Annotated in this window: 22 protein-coding genes and 1 pseudogene; 8 read left to right on the forward strand and 15 right to left on the reverse strand. The window is 59.9% G+C overall.

From position 1 onward, the window contains the following. Complete coding sequence (locus K1W69_RS04125; RefSeq protein ID WP_258570800.1) at positions 1 to 1,044, forward strand: ABC transporter ATP-binding protein; 1,044 nt, start codon at positions 1 to 3, stop codon at positions 1,042 to 1,044. Between the two features lie 40 nt (positions 1,045 to 1,084). Here K1W69_RS04125 and K1W69_RS04130 read toward each other — a convergent pair whose 3' ends face one another. Next, the gene (locus tag K1W69_RS04130; protein ID WP_220227058.1) at positions 1,085 to 1,423 is read right to left on the reverse strand and encodes a hypothetical protein; all 339 of its coding nucleotides are present in this window, start codon (positions 1,421 to 1,423) and stop codon (positions 1,085 to 1,087) included. 129 nt (positions 1,424 to 1,552) lie between these two features. Beyond that, a complete protein-coding gene (locus K1W69_RS04135) occupies positions 1,553 to 1,693 on the reverse strand; it encodes a hypothetical protein (RefSeq protein ID WP_220227059.1) in 141 nt (46 codons plus the stop codon). A gap of 138 nt (positions 1,694 to 1,831) precedes the next feature. Here K1W69_RS04135 and K1W69_RS04140 point away from each other — a divergent pair, with 138 nt between their 5' ends. Together K1W69_RS04140 and K1W69_RS04145 are read left to right on the forward strand one after the other, a co-directional pair. Beyond that, the gene (locus K1W69_RS04140) at positions 1,832 to 2,005 is read left to right on the forward strand and encodes a DUF1328 domain-containing protein (protein ID WP_220227060.1); all 174 of its coding nucleotides are present in this window, start codon (positions 1,832 to 1,834) and stop codon (positions 2,003 to 2,005) included. A 67-nt stretch (positions 2,006 to 2,072) separates the two neighbouring features. Next, entirely contained in the window at positions 2,073 to 2,564 is a 492-nt protein-coding gene (locus K1W69_RS04145; RefSeq protein ID WP_220227061.1) for a DUF992 domain-containing protein, read from the forward strand. A 161-nt stretch (positions 2,565 to 2,725) separates the two neighbouring features. Here the strand turns inward: K1W69_RS04145 and uvrB are convergent. The 12 genes and pseudogenes from uvrB to torT all read right to left on the reverse strand — a co-directional run. Then, positions 2,726 to 5,183: pseudogene (gene uvrB / locus K1W69_RS04150) on the reverse strand (excinuclease ABC subunit UvrB); the annotation flags it as partial. Positions 5,184 to 5,284: 101 nt separating this feature from the next. Then, a complete protein-coding gene (locus K1W69_RS04155) occupies positions 5,285 to 5,683 on the reverse strand; it encodes an acyl-CoA thioesterase (protein ID WP_220227063.1) in 399 nt (132 codons plus the stop codon). Between the two features lie 119 nt (positions 5,684 to 5,802). Next, positions 5,803 to 5,979 carry a hypothetical protein gene (locus tag K1W69_RS04160; RefSeq protein ID WP_258570801.1) on the reverse strand — a complete coding sequence of 59 codons (177 nt, stop codon included), beginning with the start codon at positions 5,977 to 5,979 and terminating at the stop codon, positions 5,803 to 5,805. A 178-nt stretch (positions 5,980 to 6,157) separates the two neighbouring features. Continuing rightward, positions 6,158 to 6,745: a biotin transporter BioY gene (locus K1W69_RS04165; protein ID WP_220227064.1), complete on the reverse strand. Its 588-nt coding sequence runs from the start codon at positions 6,743 to 6,745 to the stop codon at positions 6,158 to 6,160. Between the two features lie 17 nt (positions 6,746 to 6,762). After that, the gene (locus tag K1W69_RS04170; protein WP_220227065.1) at positions 6,763 to 7,737 is read right to left on the reverse strand and encodes a 5-oxoprolinase subunit C family protein; all 975 of its coding nucleotides are present in this window, start codon (positions 7,735 to 7,737) and stop codon (positions 6,763 to 6,765) included. Beyond that, positions 7,727 to 8,602 carry a 5-oxoprolinase subunit B family protein gene (locus K1W69_RS04175; RefSeq protein WP_220227066.1) on the reverse strand — a complete coding sequence of 292 codons (876 nt, stop codon included), beginning with the start codon at positions 8,600 to 8,602 and terminating at the stop codon, positions 7,727 to 7,729. Before K1W69_RS04175 ends, K1W69_RS04170 begins: the two co-directional genes overlap by 11 nt. Beyond that, positions 8,599 to 9,993, reverse strand: coding sequence for an acetyl-CoA carboxylase biotin carboxylase subunit (locus tag K1W69_RS04180; RefSeq protein ID WP_370688174.1), 1,395 nt, complete (start codon positions 9,991 to 9,993; stop codon positions 8,599 to 8,601). The genes K1W69_RS04175 and K1W69_RS04180 overlap by 4 nt, the downstream gene beginning before the upstream one ends. Positions 9,994 to 10,001: 8 nt before the next feature. Next, positions 10,002 to 10,241 carry an acetyl-CoA carboxylase gene (locus K1W69_RS04185; RefSeq protein ID WP_220227067.1) on the reverse strand — a complete coding sequence of 80 codons (240 nt, stop codon included), beginning with the start codon at positions 10,239 to 10,241 and terminating at the stop codon, positions 10,002 to 10,004. Positions 10,242 to 10,273: 32 nt separating this feature from the next. After that, positions 10,274 to 11,002: a 5-oxoprolinase subunit PxpA gene (gene pxpA / locus K1W69_RS04190; protein WP_220227068.1), complete on the reverse strand. Its 729-nt coding sequence runs from the start codon at positions 11,000 to 11,002 to the stop codon at positions 10,274 to 10,276. Between the two features lie 12 nt (positions 11,003 to 11,014). Continuing rightward, on the reverse strand, positions 11,015 to 12,043 hold the full coding sequence (locus tag K1W69_RS04195; RefSeq protein ID WP_220227069.1) for an ABC transporter permease: 1,029 nt from the start codon (positions 12,041 to 12,043) through the stop codon (positions 11,015 to 11,017). Next, complete coding sequence (locus tag K1W69_RS04200) at positions 12,040 to 13,572, reverse strand: sugar ABC transporter ATP-binding protein (RefSeq protein WP_220227070.1); 1,533 nt, start codon at positions 13,570 to 13,572, stop codon at positions 12,040 to 12,042. Before K1W69_RS04200 ends, K1W69_RS04195 begins: the two co-directional genes overlap by 4 nt. 37 nt (positions 13,573 to 13,609) lie before the next feature. Continuing rightward, positions 13,610 to 14,680, reverse strand: a complete 1,071-nt coding sequence (torT, locus tag K1W69_RS04205; protein WP_220227071.1) for a TMAO reductase system periplasmic protein TorT — start codon at positions 14,678 to 14,680, stop codon at positions 13,610 to 13,612. 333 nt (positions 14,681 to 15,013) lie between these two features. On the opposite strand from torT, the gene K1W69_RS04210 reads away from it, so the two are divergent. Further along, on the forward strand, positions 15,014 to 15,943 hold the full coding sequence (locus K1W69_RS04210; RefSeq protein ID WP_220227072.1) for a LysR family transcriptional regulator: 930 nt from the start codon (positions 15,014 to 15,016) through the stop codon (positions 15,941 to 15,943). 10 nt (positions 15,944 to 15,953) lie between these two features. On the opposite strand, the gene K1W69_RS04215 is transcribed toward K1W69_RS04210, so the two are convergent. Then, on the reverse strand, positions 15,954 to 16,274 hold the full coding sequence (locus K1W69_RS04215) for a hypothetical protein (protein ID WP_220227073.1): 321 nt from the start codon (positions 16,272 to 16,274) through the stop codon (positions 15,954 to 15,956). Between the two features lie 221 nt (positions 16,275 to 16,495). Between K1W69_RS04215 and K1W69_RS04220 the strand changes: the two genes are divergently transcribed. The 4 genes from K1W69_RS04220 to K1W69_RS04235 are packed head-to-tail and all read left to right on the forward strand — an operon-like array spanning position 16,496 to position 18,977. Further along, a complete protein-coding gene (locus K1W69_RS04220; RefSeq protein ID WP_220227074.1) occupies positions 16,496 to 16,873 on the forward strand; it encodes a YciI family protein in 378 nt (125 codons plus the stop codon). Next, positions 16,866 to 18,152, forward strand: a complete 1,287-nt coding sequence (locus K1W69_RS04225) for an RNA polymerase sigma factor (protein ID WP_220227075.1) — start codon at positions 16,866 to 16,868, stop codon at positions 18,150 to 18,152. The genes K1W69_RS04220 and K1W69_RS04225 overlap by 8 nt, the downstream gene beginning before the upstream one ends. Before the next feature lie 55 nt (positions 18,153 to 18,207). Further along, positions 18,208 to 18,591: a VOC family protein gene (locus K1W69_RS04230; RefSeq protein ID WP_220227076.1), complete on the forward strand. Its 384-nt coding sequence runs from the start codon at positions 18,208 to 18,210 to the stop codon at positions 18,589 to 18,591. A gap of 56 nt (positions 18,592 to 18,647) precedes the next feature. Then, a complete protein-coding gene (locus K1W69_RS04235) occupies positions 18,648 to 18,977 on the forward strand; it encodes a TfoX/Sxy family protein (RefSeq protein WP_220227077.1) in 330 nt (109 codons plus the stop codon). Positions 18,978 to 18,981: the final 4 nt, after the last annotated feature.

Genomic DNA, 18,981 nt, shown 5'->3' on the forward strand with positions numbered 1-18,981 from the left:
ATGCTGGCCGAAATCGACAGTCTCCCGGACGAAAGCGCCGTCGAATCCGCGTCGCCCCATGTTGTCATACGCAACGCTTCAAGAAACTTCGTGCAGAAGATGAGCCCTGTTGAAGCGCTGCTCGCGCGCGCCGGAATGAACTATTCCGACCGTGTGGTACAGGCGGTTTCCGATGTGTCTCTCGAAATCCCGAGGGGCACGGCCCTTGGGCTCGTCGGCGAAAGCGGTTGCGGAAAGTCGACTCTCGGACGAATGGCGGCAGGGTTGCTCTCCGCCACCCATGGCGAGGTCTTGGTCGACGGCGAACGCATGGACGCCGGTCATGCCGGGATGGCGACCAGGGACATGCTGCGGGTGCAGATGGTTTTCCAGAACCCGATGGCTTCGCTCAATCCACGGCAAAAGGTGGTTGATATCGTTACCGAGGCCGCAGTGTATCACGGTTTGATACGCAGACGTGAAAGGTTGGAGTTCGCGGCGGAGCTTCTGCGGGAAGTGGGTTTGCCTCCCGACGTGCTGAATCGCCTGCCGCATCAGTTTTCCGGCGGCCAGCGACAGAGAATCGGAATTGCGCGCGCCTTGTCCGTGTCGCCTGAATTTCTGATATGCGACGAGCCCGTCGCCGCGCTGGACGTGCTGATTCAGGCACAGATCATCAACCTGCTGCTTGAACTGAAAGAGCGTCGCAAATTGACTTTGCTCTTCATCAGCCATGATCTTGGAGTGGTCCGCCACATCTGCGACGAAGTCGTCGTAATGTATCTAGGCCGTATCGTGGAACAGGCGTCGACTGCTGATCTTTTTGCACGGCCAGCACATCCCTATACGCAAGCCCTGTTTCGGGAGATCCCGCGAATTCGCTCCGGACGGCGGGCCTACGAGCCGATCAGCGGCGAGATACCGTCGCCAATGTCGCCGCCGACCGGATGCCATTTTCATCCGCGATGCCCATGTGTGATGGAACGCTGCTCTCGCGAGGCGCCACCGGAAGCTGAATTTGAAAAGGGACGCGTCGCAAGATGCTGGCTGCCCCTTTCCATTTAGTCAGGATACGGAGCTTGAGCCCCGTACTCGGTCTCGATTTTTACATTTCCATGATCTGAGAGCACAGACCCAAGGTAGCTTCGCCGTAAACGCCGCGATTGTTGAAGGTCTTTTCACAGTCCCTGCGAAGTGCTTCCTGGCGGTCTTCCGACAGTCCTTCATAGGTCATGGCGACTTCCTCGCCGGTCTTCATCTCACCCATGTTTTCATCGGTAAAGAAACCGGCGAAATCGGGATTTGCCTTGTACATATCGCGTTCCTGGGTGCTCATCGTATCCGGACCACCGGCATTTTTCGAGGTGCTACCTGTTGTCTGAGCGACTGCCGGACCTGCAATCAGTCCGGTGCAAAGCGCTGCTGCGATCAATGTGTGTTTCATTTTGTTTTTCTCCTCTTTTAGATCCGGCGTTTTATTCCGGCTTGTATTGTCAACCACCGATCAGCAGTCTTGTTCCGTAATATGCTCAGGCGCCACCTGACAAAGAAGTGACAGCGAGATAATGGAACCTCATTCTCCTCCGGCTGCGTTGTCGATTGCTTCTCCCAGTTCTTCCGCAGGTCCGTCCTGCCTCCATTCGATCTGCGTTCCCGCAACAAATGCGATGATGACTGCAGCCGCTACGACGATGCCCAGGGTTACCGGTTTCATGATTTGTCCTTTCAAAATTGACTGCACGCCAACGCGCTGGCTCACGAACGGTTCCCGACGATGTTGCGTCGATCTTTGGGAACAAATCGCGCGCCGCGCGCGTTTGCAATCAGATCAATCAAACGGGAGAAAAACATCATGCTTGGTTGGGCAATTACATTTCTGGTCGTTGCGCTTATCGCCGGTCTTCTCGGTTTTGGCGGCGTCGCCGCCATATCCGCCAATGTGGCGCAGGTGCTGTTTGTCGTGTTCCTCGTGCTCTTCGCCATCGCGTTGTTGGCGAACGCTTTTAGAGGCCGGTCTCCGCGTTAACGTGAGGTGGCTTTGGCGTGGTCCCGACGGGCTATGGGCTCGTCGGGCTCAAGAAATAGGAAAATCCATGTTTATCCCATCAAAACACCTGTCCCCGGTGACGGGCCTTGTTCTATTGGCGGCGCTACCGGCGACAGCAGTCCACGGACAGGATAATCCTGTAAACAGACAGGTTGGATCGCTGACCTGCAGCTATGACGAAAGCCGTGAAGCTTCAGATGAGCGCTCGTCGCCAGTCATCTGCGACTACAGACCGGTATCAGGTCCGACCGCCCGTTATGAGGGCTTTGTATCGAGTCAGGCTGGCGAGGCCGCAACGGACCTGCAGAATGCTCTACTTTGGACTGTCTTCGCCAGCGACGGCGAAGTCGATATCGGTGACCTTTCCGGGCGATATACCGGCGTCATCGATAGCCAGGCGCAGGGAGAAAACGATGTTCCGGTCAGCCTGACAGGCGGCAACGAGATTGAATTAAAACCTATGTCGGAAGACGCCCATGAAGGCTCTGGTCCTGCAATCCTCGAGTTGGAAATCTATATCAAGGCCGTGAAAGCCTGATCGACTTCACCGTTTTTTGGGGCGCTTGTCCGAACCGACCGGACGGGCTATGTCCGTTCCGGGACCCATATCGTCGAGCGACGGTTTTTTGAAATAACCGCCGCCCCGCTCCGATGCAGGCAAGGGTCCGCGCTTCTTTCTCGCGCGGGGACTGGCTTCCATTTCGCTTTCGAGCCGGGCGAGGGGATCGTCCATGACAGCGAGCTCGGTTTCGCGCAACCGCTTGATTTCGTCGCGCAGCCGCGCGGCCTCCTCGAAATCGAGATCGGCTGCGGCGTCCCGCATCTTCTTTTCCAGCGCTTCCAGGTGGGCGGCGAGATTGTTGCCGACCATGGCGCCGGCGTCGCTGACGTGGCCGATATCGGCAGTCACGTGATCCTTTTCGTAGACGCTGTCGAGGATATCGGAGATCCGCGCCTTGACGCTTTCCGGCGTAATGCCGTGCTCTTCGTTCCAGGCCTGCTGTTTTTCGCGACGGCGATCGGTTTCCCCAATGGCGCGCTCCATCGACCCGGTAATCGTGTCGGCGTAGAGAATGACCTTGCCGTCGACGTTTCGCGCCGCGCGGCCGATTGTCTGCACCAGCGACGTTTCCGAACGCAGGAACCCTTCCTTGTCCGCGTCGAGGATCGCGACCAGTCCGCATTCGGGGATGTCGAGCCCTTCGCGAAGCAGGTTGATGCCGACCAGCACGTCGAAGCTGCCGAGCCGCAGGCCGCGAATGATCTCGATGCGTTCGAGCGTGTCGATGTCGGAATGCATGTATCGGACGCGCACGCCCTGTTCGTGCAGATATTCCGTCAGGTCCTCGGCCATTCGCTTCGTCAGCACGGTGACAAGGGTGCGATAACCCTTCTTTGTCTGCATATTGATCTCGTCGAGCACGTCGTCGACCTGGTTCTTTGCAGGCCGCACCTCGACTGTGGGGTCGATCAGACCGGTCGGCCGGATGACCTGTTCGGCGAAGACGCCGCCGGACTGCTCCATTTCCCAGTTGCCTGGCGTCGCCGAAACCGAGATCGTCTGCGGACGCATGGCGTCCCATTCCTCGAAGCGAAGCGGTCGATTGTCCATGCAGGAAGGCAGACGGAATCCGTATTCGGCGAGCGTCGCTTTTCGCCGGAAGTCGCCGCGATACATGCCGCCGATCTGCGGCACGGTGACATGGCTCTCGTCAATGAAGATGATCGCGTTATCCGGAATGTATTCGAACAGCGTCGGCGGCGGTTCGCCCGGCTTTCTTCCCGTTAGATAGCGCGAATAGTTCTCGATACCCTGGCAAGATCCCGTCGCTTCCAGCATTTCCAGATCGAAACGCGTGCGTTGCTCCAGCCTCTGGGCTTCGAGCAGGCGACCCGCCGCTTCCAGCTCCGCGAGGCGGCTGGTCAGCTCCTGCTTGATGGACTTGATCGCCTGGTTGAGTGTTGGCCGCGGCGTTACGTAGTGCGAATTCGCGTAGATTTTCACCGATTTCAGGTTGTCGGTCTTGTGGCCTGTCAGCGGATCGAATTCCGTGATCGTATCGATTTCGTCGCCGAACAGGGAAATGCGCCAGGCGCGGTCTTCCAGGTGGGCGGGGAAGATCTCAATGGTGTCGCCGCGCACCCGGAAAGAGCCACGCACGAAGTTCACGTCCGAGCGTCGATATTGCTGGGCGACGAGGTCGGCCAGCAACTCGCGCTGGTTAATCCGGTCGCCGATCTGCATCTGGAACGTCATGGCCGTATAGGTTTCGACCGAGCCGATACCGTAGATGCACGACACAGACGCGACGATGATGGCGTCGTCTCGCTCCATCAGCGCGCGGGTCGCCGAATGCCGCATGCGGTCGATCTGTTCGTTGATCGACGATTCTTTCTCGATGTAAGTGTCCGAGCGGGGCACATAGGCTTCCGGCTGGTAATAGTCGTAGTAGGACACGAAATACTCGACGGCGTTGTCGGGAAAGAAATTCCTGAATTCGCCGTAGAGCTGGGCCGCAAGCGTCTTGTTGGGGGCGAGGATCAGCGCCGGGCGCTGCGTCGCCTCGATCACCTTGGCCATGGTGAAGGTCTTGCCGGATCCGGTTACGCCGAGAAGGACTTGCGTGCGGTCGTCGTCCTTGAGGCCCGACACCAGATCGGCGATCGCCGTCGGCTGGTCGCCGCTCGGCTTGTATTCGGTCTCCATCCGAATGGCGATGCCGCCCTCGGATTTCTCCGGACGTTCCGGCCGATGAGGAACCCAGGTCTTGCCGTCCTTGAACAGCGGATTGCCGGATTCGATGAGTTTGGACAGCGCCTCGACTGTTGCGGTGACGCCGGTTCCGCCGCCGCTGCCTTTCAGGTCCAGCTTCTGGGCGTCTTCCAGGCTGATATCCATGCCGGCCACGGGATTGAGGCCGGCCGCCGCCCGCGTCTTGGGATCGTGGCTGCCGCCAATGGATGTGCCGCGCGCGGTTCTGCCGGCGGCGGCGTTCTTGCTGGACTGCTTCCTGCCGCCGGATTTCTCCCTGGCGGCCTTTTCGGTGATCTCCTTCGCCCAGTCGCCGACAGAGCCGGAAAGAGGCGCGCCTTCCAGAGGCTTTTGCGGCGCTTCTTCGAAGCCGTCGGTTTTCTGTTTGGGGGATCTGCTGGCCATGGTCCGAATATGGCGTCGTCGCCGTCAAATGGAAAGGGCAGGGAGTATCCCCAGCTGCCGAATTTGTCGTTTACTGACACAAGGCTGTCAGGAGGCGGCGATCACGCGCTCAGAATTTCCACCGGTCGGGGCTTGCCGCTGTCGTCCAGCGCCACCATGACGAATCGCCCGGCGATGACGCGTTCGCGATGTGGTTTCAGGTAGCGTTGGGCCCAGGCTTCGACGTGCAGCGTCATCGATGTCCGCCCTACCTTTTCGATCTCTATGTAGACGCACAGCGTGTCGCCCACGTGCATCGGCTTCTCGAAGACCATTTCGTTGACAGCCGCGGTGACCACACGTCCGCCGGCAAGTTCCGCCGCCCGGATGCCGCAGGCTAGGTCCATCTGCGCCATCACCCAGCCGCCGAAGATGTCGCCGGCCGCGTTGGCGTCGCCCGGCATGGCGAGCGTCCGCAGCGTAAGTTCACCATTGGGAACTGCGTTTGCATCCGAGTTCATTCCCGACTCCGTCTTGCTGGTCACGCAGAGGTGTTACCTGCAAATCAGACACGGACGCAAGGCTGGATCTGGATGCGCGGGTTTTCTATCTCGACAGCGGCATGCGCCATCAGGTTCCGCTAAGAAATGACGTTTTCGCGCCAGTCGCGGCTGATTTGGTCGAACTCCAGGGCTTCCGTCCTGTCCTTCAGCAGCGAAAGGACTCTTGGCGGCGTCAACGGCAGTTCCGATACAGGTTTCCCGGTTGCGTTCGCTACCGCACAGGCAATGGTGGCGCCGACATTGAGGATAGGCACTTCGCCTGCTCCCTTTGTGCCGAGCGGTCCGATAGAAGGCCCGCTTGAAGTCTTTGGCGTTGATGACGTCGTGCCTGGCGCCGGCGCTTCGGAGGCAGGGCGCGTTGTGCATACACACTGCAACGCGACGTCTTGTTTATGGCCGCGACAGCTTGTGCCGTCGCCGGACATATCGGGCTTAGCGTCTTGAGACGCCACGCCAGGCCAGCGGCAGCACCGCGGCCGCCAGCGCGATCTTGAATGCAGCGCCTGGCAGGAACGGAATGACGCCGAGTTCGAGCACCGGTTTGTCCCATCCGATCAGTGCGCCGAGCCAGACCGCTCCGAAGACAAAGATGATGGCCGTGCCCAATGTCATGGCGACAAGGGTTTTGACTATGCTCCGATCCCATCCGCGTTCCGCCAGAAGGCCGACGGCGAAAGCTGCGACGACAAAGCCGACCAGATAGCCGCCAGTCGGGCCGACCATATAGGCGAGACCTATTCCGCGTTCCGGCGTTCCGGCGAATACCGGCATGCCGATGGCGCCTTCGGCGAGATAAAGCAGCACGGTTGCGGCGCCGAGGCGCCAGCCGTATGCCATGCCGATGACGAGCACCACGAATGTCTGCATGGTCATCGGAACGGGGTAGAAAGGCACTTGCACCTTGGCTGAGGCCCAGAGCAGGGCGGAGCCCGCAAGGGCGAGCAGGACATACTGCAATACAGAACGCTTGCCGAGAAGGCTCGACGCCAGAGTCGGATGTGCAGCGGCAGGAGTTGTCATGATGAGTTCCTTTCGTCTCAGGAAATGGCTTCCCGAATTGCATTCATCGCTGCGGCTCGGTCGTGGCGAGCGGCCAGCGCCGTCTCCATGTCGACCTTTACGAAGCGGGTTGGCGTGTGTGGCTGCAACTGTCCGATCAGGTCCATGTCGGCCGAGATCACGGTGCCAAGCATGAAGTAGCCTCCGCCTGACACGGCGTCGCGGTGGAGAATGATCGGTTCGGTGCCGCTGGGCACCTGTACCGATCCATATGGATAACATGCGTCGGTGATGTTCGACGGGTCGGCGCCGGCGCTATAGGGCTGCTCCCGTTCAACGAAATCGAGCTTGCGGCCGCCCTGGAAGCGATACCCCATGCGGTCGGCCTCATTTGCGACCTTCCAGGTGTCGTCGAAAAAGTTTTTCTGTGCGTTTTCGGTGATTCGATGCCAGTAGAGACCCGGCAGAACCCGCAATTCGGCCGGGTTCGAGGGCAGGCGGCGCAGCTTCTCGGGGACTGTCAGTCCCTCGCTTGCCGGTTTTGACATTTTCCCCAGCGGAAGCGTGTCGCCTGGTTGGACGGCCCGGCCGTCGACGCCGCCGAGTGCGCCAATGGCGTAGGTCGAGCGGCTGCCGAGCATCGGCGGGGTGTTGATGCCGCCGGAAATGGCGATATAGGCGCGTGCGCCCGCCTTCAGGAATTCGAAGGACAGAACCTGACCCGCCTTGATCGGAATGGCGGTCCAGGTCTCGCGCGCCTCGCCGTCCACCTTGGGCGGAAGTTCGGCGCCGCAGACGGCAACTGTGGCGTCTTCGGTGAATTCGAGCTCGGGACCCACGAAGACGGACTCCAGTCCGGCGGCGTCCTCTTCATTGCCTACCAGCAGATTCGCCGTCCTGAGTGCGAGGCGATCCATCGCGCCGCCCATCGGAATGCCGAGATGGTAGTAGCCGGGGCGCCCGAGATCCTGGATCGTCGTTGCTATACCGGCGGAGATGACATTAATCGGCATAGAGAGCCTCCATCAGCTTGGCGTTGCTGCCGTCGATATCGGCGTTGTAATCGTCAAGGGAGAACCGGACCTTGCGGATGCGCGGCATGAAAGTGTTCGCCTGAACCTCTTCGATCGCGGCGTCATATTCCTCACGGTTGATCGGCTTCCATTTGACGATGTCGCCGGGTTTGAAGAAGACAAGGAAATCCTTGAGATACGAGACGCTCTGTTGCGGATCGTAGATCGGCATCGGAGTAATACCGAACATCTGGTATCCGCCGGCGCCGCGCACCGAATAGATGCATGAAAAGCTGCCGCCGTAGCCGACGGTGAGCTTTGGCGTATCCGTGCGCGGGCGCAGATATTTCGGCACCTGGATCTGCCGGGCCCGGTCAACCATCTGGTAGAGGAACGGCAGTCCGGAGACGAAGCCGACCATAGACACGAACCACGGCGCGCCGGAGTGCGCTTCGATGAACTTCTCAACGCTCTCGTACCCGTTGATGCATGCTGCATATTCGATATCGGTTGCGTTGGGGTCCTGATGGCGTTCGCGAAACCGCATCAGCGTTTCGTGCGTCCAGGGATCCTGATAATAGACCGGAATCTCGATGATCCGCGTCTCGAGCACGGGTTCCGCCTTTTCGGCGGTTTCCTCAAGGCGCTTGAGCTCAGCCATCAGGTCGTCGGGCTTTATCACGTCCGGATCGAACTTGATCTGGAAGGAGGCGTTGGCCGGACAAATTTCAGTCACGCCCTTGATGTCGGCCTCTCGTACGGCGTTGGTCATCGACAGGCTGACGAAGAATGCTTCCAGCGACATCGCCTCATCGACTTCGACGAAGATGTGCTCGTCGCCGCCAAATGTGTATCGGCTGCTCATGAATTCGAGCCTTCCTTTTGCTTGATGCGGTTGAGGTTGTTTTCGAGCCAGGGTTCCAGCCAGCGGGTATGAACCTTGCCGGCGCGCAGGTCTTCGCTTTCCAGCAACGCCTCGAAGAGCGGCTTTGTGGTCGCCAGACCGTCCACCTGCAGTTCGCCGAGCGCGCGTTTCAGGCGGAGCAGCGCCTTGTCTCGGTCTTCCGCCCAGACAATCAGCTTGCCGAGCAATGAATCATAAAACGGCGGGACCGCGTAGCCGGGATAGAGCATGTGGTCGAAGCGCACGCCGGGCCCGTCAGGGGCCAGAAGTTCGCCAACCACGCCGGGAAAGGGCATGAAATTGTTCGCCGGATCCTCGGCGTTCAGCCGCACCTCGATGGCGTGTCCCTTCGCCGCCACGTCGTCCTGACTGACCCTCAGTTTCGCCCCGCCGGCGATGGCGATCATCTCGGCGACGAGATCGAAGCCGCAGATCATTTCCGTCACGGGATGCTCCACCTGAATGCGGGTGTTCATCTCGATGAAATAGAAATCGCCGGTTTCGTCGTCGTAGAGATATTCGATCGTGCCGGCGCCCTTGTAGTTCACGGACTTCGCCAGTGCGACGGCCGACGCGCAGAGCTTGTCCCGCACGTTTTCGTTGAGGGCCGATGAGGGAGCTTCCTCCCACACCTTCTGACGACGGCGCTGCAGCGAACATTCGCGCTCGTGGAAATGGACAACGTCCTCGCCATCGCCGAGCACCTGAACCTCGATGTGTCGGGCGCGCTCGATCACCTTCTCGATATAGATCCCGCCGTCACCGAACGCCGCTTTCGCCTCGGAAGACGCTTGCGGCGCAAGCGACAGGAATTCCTCGGCGCTGTCTGCGATGCGAATGCCGCGTCCGCCGCCGCCGGCGGCGGCCTTGATCATCACCGGGTAACCGATCTCGTCGGCGAGCTTCGCAGCTTCCTGCATATCGCCGATAACGCCGTCGCTGCCCGGCACGGTCGGGACGTTCGCCTTTTTCGCCTCGGCTCTCGCCGCAGCCTTGTCGCCCATCAGGCGGATTGTGTCGCCGCTGGGGCCCACGAAGATCAGACCCGCGTCGGCGACCGCGTCGGCAAAGCCGGCGTTTTCGGAGAGGAAGCCGTATCCCGGGTGAATGGCGTCCGCGCCGGTGTCCCTGGCCGCTTTCAGAATGGCCTCGATATCGAGGTAGGATTTCGCCGCCTGGGGCGGGCCGATATTGATAGTCTCGTCGGCCATCTGCACGGCGCGGCTATCCTTGTCTGCGTCGCTGTAGACCTGAACCGTCGCAATCCCGAGGTCGCGCGCTGCGCGAATGACGCGCACGGCGATCTCGCCTCGATTGGCGATCAGGAGTTTGCTGATGTTGCCCGTCTTCACGAAGCGCCTCAGTCCAGTTCGACGATGGTCTGGCCGGCCATGACCGGTTCAGCGTCATCGATCGGAAACGCGGTGATGTTTCCGTCGCCGTCCGACTTGATCTCGTGAAATGATTTCATCACTTCCACGATCGCGACCGTATCGCCTTTCGCAACCGTGTCGCCGACCTCTTTGAAGGGCGGCTGATCGGGCGCGGGCTTGCGGTAGAACGTGCCCGGGATGGGTGATTTGACCTCGTGTTTTGCCATGAATTGCTTCTCCTTGTTCGTCAGCGCCGGCGTCAGGCCGCGTGCAACTGACTGATCCCTTCCTGAACCGCCTTTGCGATGGCGACGGCGTTCGGTGTGTCCGAGTGCACGCAGATTGTTTCCACGCGCACAGGCAATGTCTTGCCGTTGATGGACGTCAGCCGACCATTGCGGACAGCCTCGACCGACCGCGAAGCCGCGACCTGCGGGTCTACGGCCGCATGTTCGCGTGTGATGATCAGGTTTCCATCGTCGTCATAATCCAGATCGGCGAAGAATTCCGCGAGGAAACCGCCGCCGCGGCGCGTGTAGACCTCTTCGTGCAGCGTTCCCGCAAGTCCCATCACAGGCACATCGTAGACCTCGGCCGCATCAGCGACTGCTTCGGCGATATACTCCATGCGCGCGGCCATGCCGTAAAGGGCGCCATGCGGCTTGAGATGCGAAAGCTCCATGCCCGCCTGGTCGAGAAAGCCCTTAAGCGCGCCGATCTGGTAGAGAATGATATTAGCCATCTCTTCGCGATCGATCTTCATCTCGCGCCGACCGAAACCCGCGAGATCGGGAAGCGAGAAATGCGCGCCGACCTTTACGTCATGCGTACGCGCAAGTTCGACCGTTTGCCGCATGTGGTTCGGATCGGACGCATGAAATCCGCACGCTACGTTGGCCTGGGTGATGAAAGGCATGATGCCCTCGTCATCGCCCATCTTGTAGAGACCGAAGCTCTCTCCCATGTCGCAGTTGATATCCACGGTCATATATTCGGTTCCTCAGTCTTTCAGTGATGCGACGTAGCGAAGCCGGATCTGGTCCGCGATCACCGCGAGGATCAGAAGGGCGCCGAGTACGACAGTCTGCAAATAGGATTCGATACGCGCCAGGTTCATGCCGTTCTGAACCAGGCCAATAAACAGGGCGCCGAGCACCACGTTTTCGAGGCGTCCGACACCGCCGCGAAGGCTTACGCCTGCGATCACGCAGGCGGCGATCGATTCAAGAGGCATGGACGCCCCGATATTCGCCTCTCCGGTGTCGAGGCGCGCCGTGAGCAACATGCCGGACACGGCGGCGAAAAAGGAGCACAGCACATAGGTGATGAACAGCGTGCCGGTCGTGTTGACGCCGGACAACGAGGCCGCCTTCACGTTGCCGCCCACGGCGTAGAAATATCGGCCCTGCGGGGTCCAGTACAGGAAGATATACAAGCCGATCGCGAGCAAGGCGGCGACATAGACGGGAACGGGTACGCCGAACATGGAACCGAAGCCGAATATGTCGCCGAAAGCCACCGGCATGCCGTAGACTGGTACGCCGCCTGTCAGGAACAGCGCGACGCCAAAGCCGACCGAAGTCATGCCGAGAGACATCATGAAGGGCGATACGCCGAAAAATGCGACGCCCGCGCCATTCACGACGCCAATCATCGAGCCGGCCGCAATGCCGGCGAGGCATCCAACCGTGATGGCGAGCCACACCATGTCGGGCATCGCCACGGCGGTCGCGGCCATCGCCATCGCGCCGACCACCGACGACAGCGCCACGACCGTCCCGACTGAAAGGTCGAAGCCGCCGGTCAGCAGCGCCAGCATCTGTCCGAGCGACACGATCATCAGATAGACAGACTGGCGCAGGACGTTCATCAGGTTGCGCGCCGTCAGGAAATTGTCCGACATCAACGTGAACACGATTAGTGCGATGAGAAGCAGGAAGGGCAGGATGCCAACGCGAACAAAGATGCGCTTGACGAAATCGCCGCTCGCCGCCGCTGCAGGCGCCGTCGTCGTCTTGTCGGCGGTCATGCCGCCTCTCTTTCGAAGAAATGCGATAGCACGTTCTGCTCCGTAAGCTGCTCGCCCGCGACCTCGGCCTGAATTCGGCCACGGTAGAAAACATAGGCGCGGGTGGTGAGATGAAGGATCTCCGGAAGGTCGGAGGATATGAGGACGATCGCCGTGCCGGCGCGCGCCAGTTCGACGATGAAACGATAGATGGACGCGCGAGTCCCGACATCGACGCCCACGGTCGGTTCGTCGAATACGATCAGGTCGTAGTGTCGCGTGAGGGCCCGGGCGAGCATTGCTTTCTGCTGGTTGCCCCCGGAGAAATGGTCGACGGCGCGCTCAATACGCGGAGGCGACAAATTGAGCCGTTCCGCCAGCGCCGTCACCGCCTGGCGTTCACCGCCTGCATTGAGGAACACGCCATTCGAGAAAGGCGCTATGTCCAGGGATGCGAGGGCGACGTTCTCGCGAATCGACCGCATCATCATCAGGCCTTCACTGCGACGGTCCGCCGGCAGGTAGAGGAAGCCAGCCCTGATGTTGCGCCGCGGTTTATGGCCCGTAACATCGGCGTTCTTGAAGCGCACTGCGCCGGACGAAATCGGTAACGTTCCGAAACAGGCTTGCATGAGTTCGGACTTGCCTGAGCCGACCAGGCCCGCCATGCCGATGATCTCGCCTCTTTTAACGTGAAGCGTGGCGTCGGTCACCGAGCCGTCGGCCACTGACACGTTGTCGACGTCGAGCACCGTTTCTCCGGGGTCGGGCAGGTCGAGGTCGGGGAAGATGCCGCCGACCACGCGGCCGGTCATCAAACCTACCAGATCGTCTTCCGATGCGGTTTGCGCGTCCACCGTGTCGATGTAGCGCCCGTCCCGGAGAACCGTAATGCGGTCGCCGATCCGGCGGATCTCCGCCATGCGGTGGGTGATGTAGATGATCCCCACGCCGCGCGCCGTCAATTCGCCGATCAGCTCGAAGAGATGGTCTGTTTCGTGATTGGTCAATGAGGCGGTGGGTTCGTCGAGAATGAGCACGGACAGGTCCGAGCGAAAAGCTTTTGCGATTTCAACCATCTGCTGTTCTGCGCGCGTCAGGTGGTCGATGCGCTGGTGCGGCTGTAGGTTGAAGCCGAGTTCGTCGAGGATCTTTCGCGCCTCGCGGCGAATGGCCGCCTTGTCGACGAAGCCGCCGCGCCGGGGTTCCGCGCCAAGAAATAGGTTTTCCTCGACCGTCATCTGCGGGATCAGCGAGAACTCCTGGAAGACGGCGGAAATGCCGTGCGCCCGCGCTTCATGAACCGAACTGAACGTGACGGGTTTTCCGCGAAGCAGGATCTGGCCGGCGCTCGGATGGTTGGCGCCGGCCAGGATCGATATCAGAGTGGACTTGCCGGCGCCGTTTTCTCCAAAGAGCACGTGAACTTCGCCAGTCATCAGGTCGAAATCAACGTTGTCGAGCGCCAGCACGCCCGGATATTGCTTGGACATGCCATGCGTGGCGAGAAGCAGGTCCGCCTTGGTGGCCTGATCTTCTGACTGCCGCATGGTGTTGTCCGACATCGTCCGGGCGCCGCTGTTCTGATTACTCTACCGAGAACACCGGACGGAAGCCGTCGGGCGCCAGGGTGGAGGTGGGGTCGAAGTCCTTATAGTTTTCCTGGGTCACCACCTGGAGTTCCGGACCGACATGCATCATGAAGTCCTTGCCTTCAAGGATGCGGACAGCCTGATCGACTGCAATCCGGCCCTGGATGACGGTGGAGTCCGTCGGCGCCGCGAGGATCTGACCTCTCGAGATGCCCTGGGCCACGCCCGGCGTGAAGTAATAGGCGACAACCTTGATCTGGTCCGTCAGACCGCGCGAACGGAGAATCGGCACGGCGGCTTCCGCAGTCACGGCGGTTCCGACGATGTAGTCGAGATCGGGGTAGGCTTCGAGCGTGTCCTCGATCAGCTTGGACTGGGCTTCCTTGCCGGTGTCTCCGTACTTCGTGTCGACGACCTCGACGGCGCTGCCTTCGATTGCGCCTGCAAATCCCGTGTTGCCCGCTTCGACCCAGCCAGCCCCAGCCGGCCCGGGGAACCATGCTACCTTGGCGGCTTCACCGCCGGACGGATGTTCCGCGGCAAGAAATTCACCTGCCTTCGCACCCATTTCGCCGAACGAGACGAGGGACTTTGCCGACAGTTCCTCGGACGACATGCCGTTGATGACGTCGATGACCGGAATATCCTTCGAGCGGATCTCGCCGACGAGGTTGTTCAGGCCGTCAAACGAGATGGCGCCGATGATGACCGCGTCGGCGCCGGCCGAAACGCAGTCCTCGATCTGGGAGATCTGGGTGTTGAGTTCGGTGTAGCCGCCGGCTTCAACGACGTTGGCCTTCACGCCGAGGCGCTTGGCCTCTTCGGTCACGCCATAGTCAACGCCGAGCCAGTATGCGTCCTTCATGTGCGGGAACGAAACGCAGATATCCCAGGCCTTGGAGGCCTTTTCAAGCGGTTCGTAATCCATCTTCGTCCTGGCGCTGTCCATGGCCATTGTTTCCCAGACTTCGACCGGGAAGGGGAACCATTCCTGGGCATGTGCGGCCGTCGACATCGTCAACGCCACCGCTGCGGATGCCATCAATGTAGAGATTGTGTGCTTCATAGAAGTACCTCCTGATAGGTGCGAACCCATTGTCCACTTTTCCGGCCCACCAGCGGAGGGACGGTCGAAGAAAATGAAAGAACAGGATGGGGAAATTGTAAAATACGAATATTAGGGATATTAATTCTGATTTTCTTATTTCGCACGCGCAAACAAGAGGCATGCCTAAATTTGTATCAGAGCAGCAATGTTTCGTTGTCGAATTGCCCTAAAAGCCCGGTATTTGTCATGTTTTTCAGTGTTTAACTGTAATTTTCAAGAGGGCTTCGATCGAACTGTGATGCAAATCTTTGCATTGAATTATAAAAAAAGCTGATATGGATTATCTATAAAATGAATGAACCTTCGATACGGCAGATCCGCTACTTCATAGCCGTGGCCAATATGGGCCAGGTGTCGCGCGCGGCCATGGAGCTGAACGTCTCGCAATCGGCGGTCACCACAGCGATCAAGCAGCTTGAGGAAATCGTCGGCGTTCCTCTCTTTCATCGCCACGCCGGCGGCGTGATGCTGACCTATGAAGGCAATATATTTCTGGATCACGCCCGCCGTATCATGGCGGCAGTCGATGAGGCGGTGCGTTCCCCGCGGCGGCTGCGCGACGATGTCAAAGGCACCCTTCGCCTCGCGATGACCTATACCGTCGCCGGGTATTTCCTGTCGCCCTATATCGAGCGCTTCGTCCGCGCCTTTCCCAGCGTGAACCTGCAACTCACGGAAGCGCCGCGAAGCGCCATCGAGGACGGCCTTGTGTCCGGGACTTTCGATCTGGCGGTCTTGTTGACGTCCAACATTCTCGATCAGGAGGGGGTGGCATACGAGACGCTGCTGAAGTCGCGCCGCAGACTGTGGCTGTCTTCGCAGCATCCATTGCTGGCTATTCCGTCAGTGGGCCTGTCGGATATCGCCAACGAGCCATACATCATGCTGACGGTTGATGAGGCGTCGAATACGGCGCAGCGGTACTGGAATCGAACAAGCTATCGGCCGAAGGCGATCCTGCGAACCTCCTCCGTGGAAGCCGTCAGATCGATGGTCGCCAACGGCATGGGCGTGACGATCCTTTCGGACATGGTCTATCGACCGTGGTCGCTTGACGGTCGCAGGGTGGAGGTCGTTTCACTGGCGGATCGGATTCCGACCATGGACGTCGGTCTCGCCTGGGCCGCCAATGTTGATCAGAACGCCGCTGTTAAGGCCTTCCGGGAATTCATGCATATGGGCGAGCAGTCCCATATGCTTGAGAACGAAGGTCGTATCTGAGCGGCGCCCTTTAAAATCTCCGGAAGGGTCCGTCATCCCAATAGTCGATGTCCTCGCAATGGCGGACTGGACATTTGGCCCGATCAGCGGTCGGAACCCAACCGGGTTTCGCCCACTCGCCCGGTTCGCACCAGCCGCTGTTGGCGACGTAACGATCGTAGAGGGTCATGCCCTGCACCCTCTTGGAGGGATAGCGCAGAATCGCGGCTCCCTGCTGCTGGACAATCGCCTGAACGTCCCGGCATTGCATCTTGTTGACGTTGTATCGGTTGATCGCCTGGGCCGGCAAAACCATCATCGTCAGGACGCCGGCCAGTAGAATGACTCGCATATCATATCCTCGGTTGGGTTCTCGTTTCTTGCAACAGAAACGCCGAAAAGCCCGGCCTGGTTGCGTCTCGCAAACTGTTAGCCCAATTTCCGGTTATACTCGCCGTTTGACGAAATTGGGATTGCAGGCGCCCTCTATTCCGAAAATACGACTGGCGAGTGTAGGATCTGGTTATCTGGAGGCGTGCTTGTCTCGATCTGAAAATCACCGGGAGTGTTTCGATGCAATATGCCATTCTCATCTACGGTATCGAAGGCGTGTTTGATCGCCTGCCGGAAAACGAACAGGAACGCGCCATGGAAAAGCACCGCGAATTGCAACGTGAACTTGGCGAACAAGGGGCACTGGGCAGCGTCGCGCGTTTGATGGACACGACGACGGCGATGACGGTCCGACAGAAGGGAGACTCGGTTCTGGTGCTGGATGGGCCGTTCGCGGAGACGAAGGAACAATTGCTTGGCCTCTACATCGTCGAATGCAGCTCCATGGATGAGGCGATAGAGCAGGCGAAAAAGCTTCCGCTGGAGATTTTCGCCTATGAAGTCAGGCCGGTAGGCTGGGGAGGGGGAACTTTGGCGCAGCCTTCTGCCGATGCCTGATGAGGGCCTTGTGACCTCGGCAGGCCTGGAGGCGATACTGGCCAATGCTCGCCCCCGCGTCATCGCGGCGCTGGTGCGGCATTTCAACAGCGTTGATCTCGCCGAAGACGCCTTCCAGGACGCGTGCGAAAAGGCCGTCAGGACCTGGACTGATGACGGCGTGGCGCGCGATCCGACGGCCTGGCTGATCGTCGTGGCCCGGCGAAGCGCCATCGACGGCATTCGCAAGAGCCGTCGCCGGGTCGGTTTGCTGGAAGCCGCCGCTTCTGTTGATGAGCAACCGGATCCGGAAGAGGAGCTTTTGCTCCAACTCGATCAGGACGAATTGCGCGACGATGTGCTGAGACTGATGTTCATGTGCTGCCAGCCGGATCTTCCGCTGCACGATCAGCTTGCCCTTGCGCTGAAAGTTATCGCCGGTTTTCCAGTCGACAACATAGCGCGCGCCTTCGTTGTCCAGCCGAAGGCGATGGAGCAGCGCATTACGCGAGCGAAGAAGAAAGCGGCGTCGGTGGCGACACGGCTGGAAACGCCGACGCTTCAGGAGCGCGCGAGGCGGCTCAACGCGGTCAGCCTGATGATTTATCTGCTTTTCAACGAAGGATATACGGCTAGCGGCGGCGACACTCATATTCGCGAGGAGTTGTGCGAGGAAGCGATCCGGCTGGCGCGTTTGCTGCTGATGCTGTTTCCGGCGCAGGCTGAGGTCATGGGACTGCTGGCGCTCTGCCTGTTGCAGCACTCGCGTCGGCGCGCCCGCATCGGCGAAGATGGCAAACTGATTGCGCTTGAGGATCAGGACCGCGGAAAGTGGGAGCAGTCGGCGATTTCCGAGGGTCGCGCCCTCCTTGAAAAGGCTTTACGGCACGGCCGCCCCGGCGCCTATCAGGTTCAGGCGGCGATTGCAGCCGTTCACTGCGCGGCGCCGGCCTCGGACGAAACGGATTGGCGTGAGATCGAGCAGCTCTACGCCGCACTGGAACAGTTGCAGCCGTCACCGGTCGTTTCGCTCAATCGCGCCGTGGCCATGTCGAAAGCGTTCTCGGCGGAGGCGGCGCTGCGACATCTCGGGTCGGTCGCCGACAGTCTGTCCAACTACATTTACTACCACACGACGCTTGCGTCCCTGCTCGCTGAGACCGAACAATTCGACGCCGCCGCAGCCGCCTATGAACGGGCTTTGCAACTCGGTCCGACCGAGCAGCAGGCCGGGCATATTCGCGAGCGGATGCGGTTTTGTGAAAAACGCAGAATAAAATCCGCCCCAAGTGTCGGATAGCGCGATCATCGCGCGTCCTTCTTGTGATTGCGAACCCGAAACCAAGGAGGATGAAATGAGCAATCCAATGCAGACCCATGGCGCGGCAAGCTGGATACAGCATTCCGGAAGTGACCCCGCAGCCGCCCGGAAATTCTACGAGACTGTCCTCGGCTGGAGCGTTGCGGACATGCCGATGCAGAACGGCTCGGCCTATCCGGGCATCATGGTCGGGGAGGCGCCGATTGGCGGCTTCATGCCACAGCCTGCCGAAAACGGGGAGTGGACAATCTACATCACCGTCGACGATGTCGACGCACGGTATCAGTCGGCCCTGGACAAGGGGGCTGACGGCGTCGAAGCGCCGACGGACTATCCCGGAGTCGGCAGAATGGCGAAGATCAGAGACCCTTTCGGGGCTTCTATCGCCATGATCACCTATGAGAGCATGCAAGGCTGACAATTGCCGGTCCGGTTTCGCCGGACCGGCTTTTTGCAAACGGAGTGAAAAAGGCAATGGCTCACGATCCCCATCTCGCCGAACTCCTGCGTGACGCCCTGTCCACGCGGCAAGGTATTACGGAAAGGAAAATGTTCGGCGGCGTATGCTTCCTTTTGAACGGCAACATGTTCGCCGGCGTCGCCAACCATGACAGCTTCATGTTTCGCGTTGGAAAGGAACTTGAAGAGGACGCGCTGGCGCGCCCCGGCGCCAGGCCAATGGACTTCACCGGACGAAAAATGGGAGGGTTGATCTGGGTCGATGCGGACGCCGCGATCGAATCTGGTCTCGAGCAATGGATTGATTTCACGGCCCGTTTTGTGGGCTCGTTGCCGCCGAAATAGGAGT

The organism is Flavimaribacter sediminis, from assembly GCF_019492055.1.
Lineage (GTDB): Bacteria > Pseudomonadota > Alphaproteobacteria > Rhizobiales > Rhizobiaceae > Flavimaribacter > Flavimaribacter sediminis.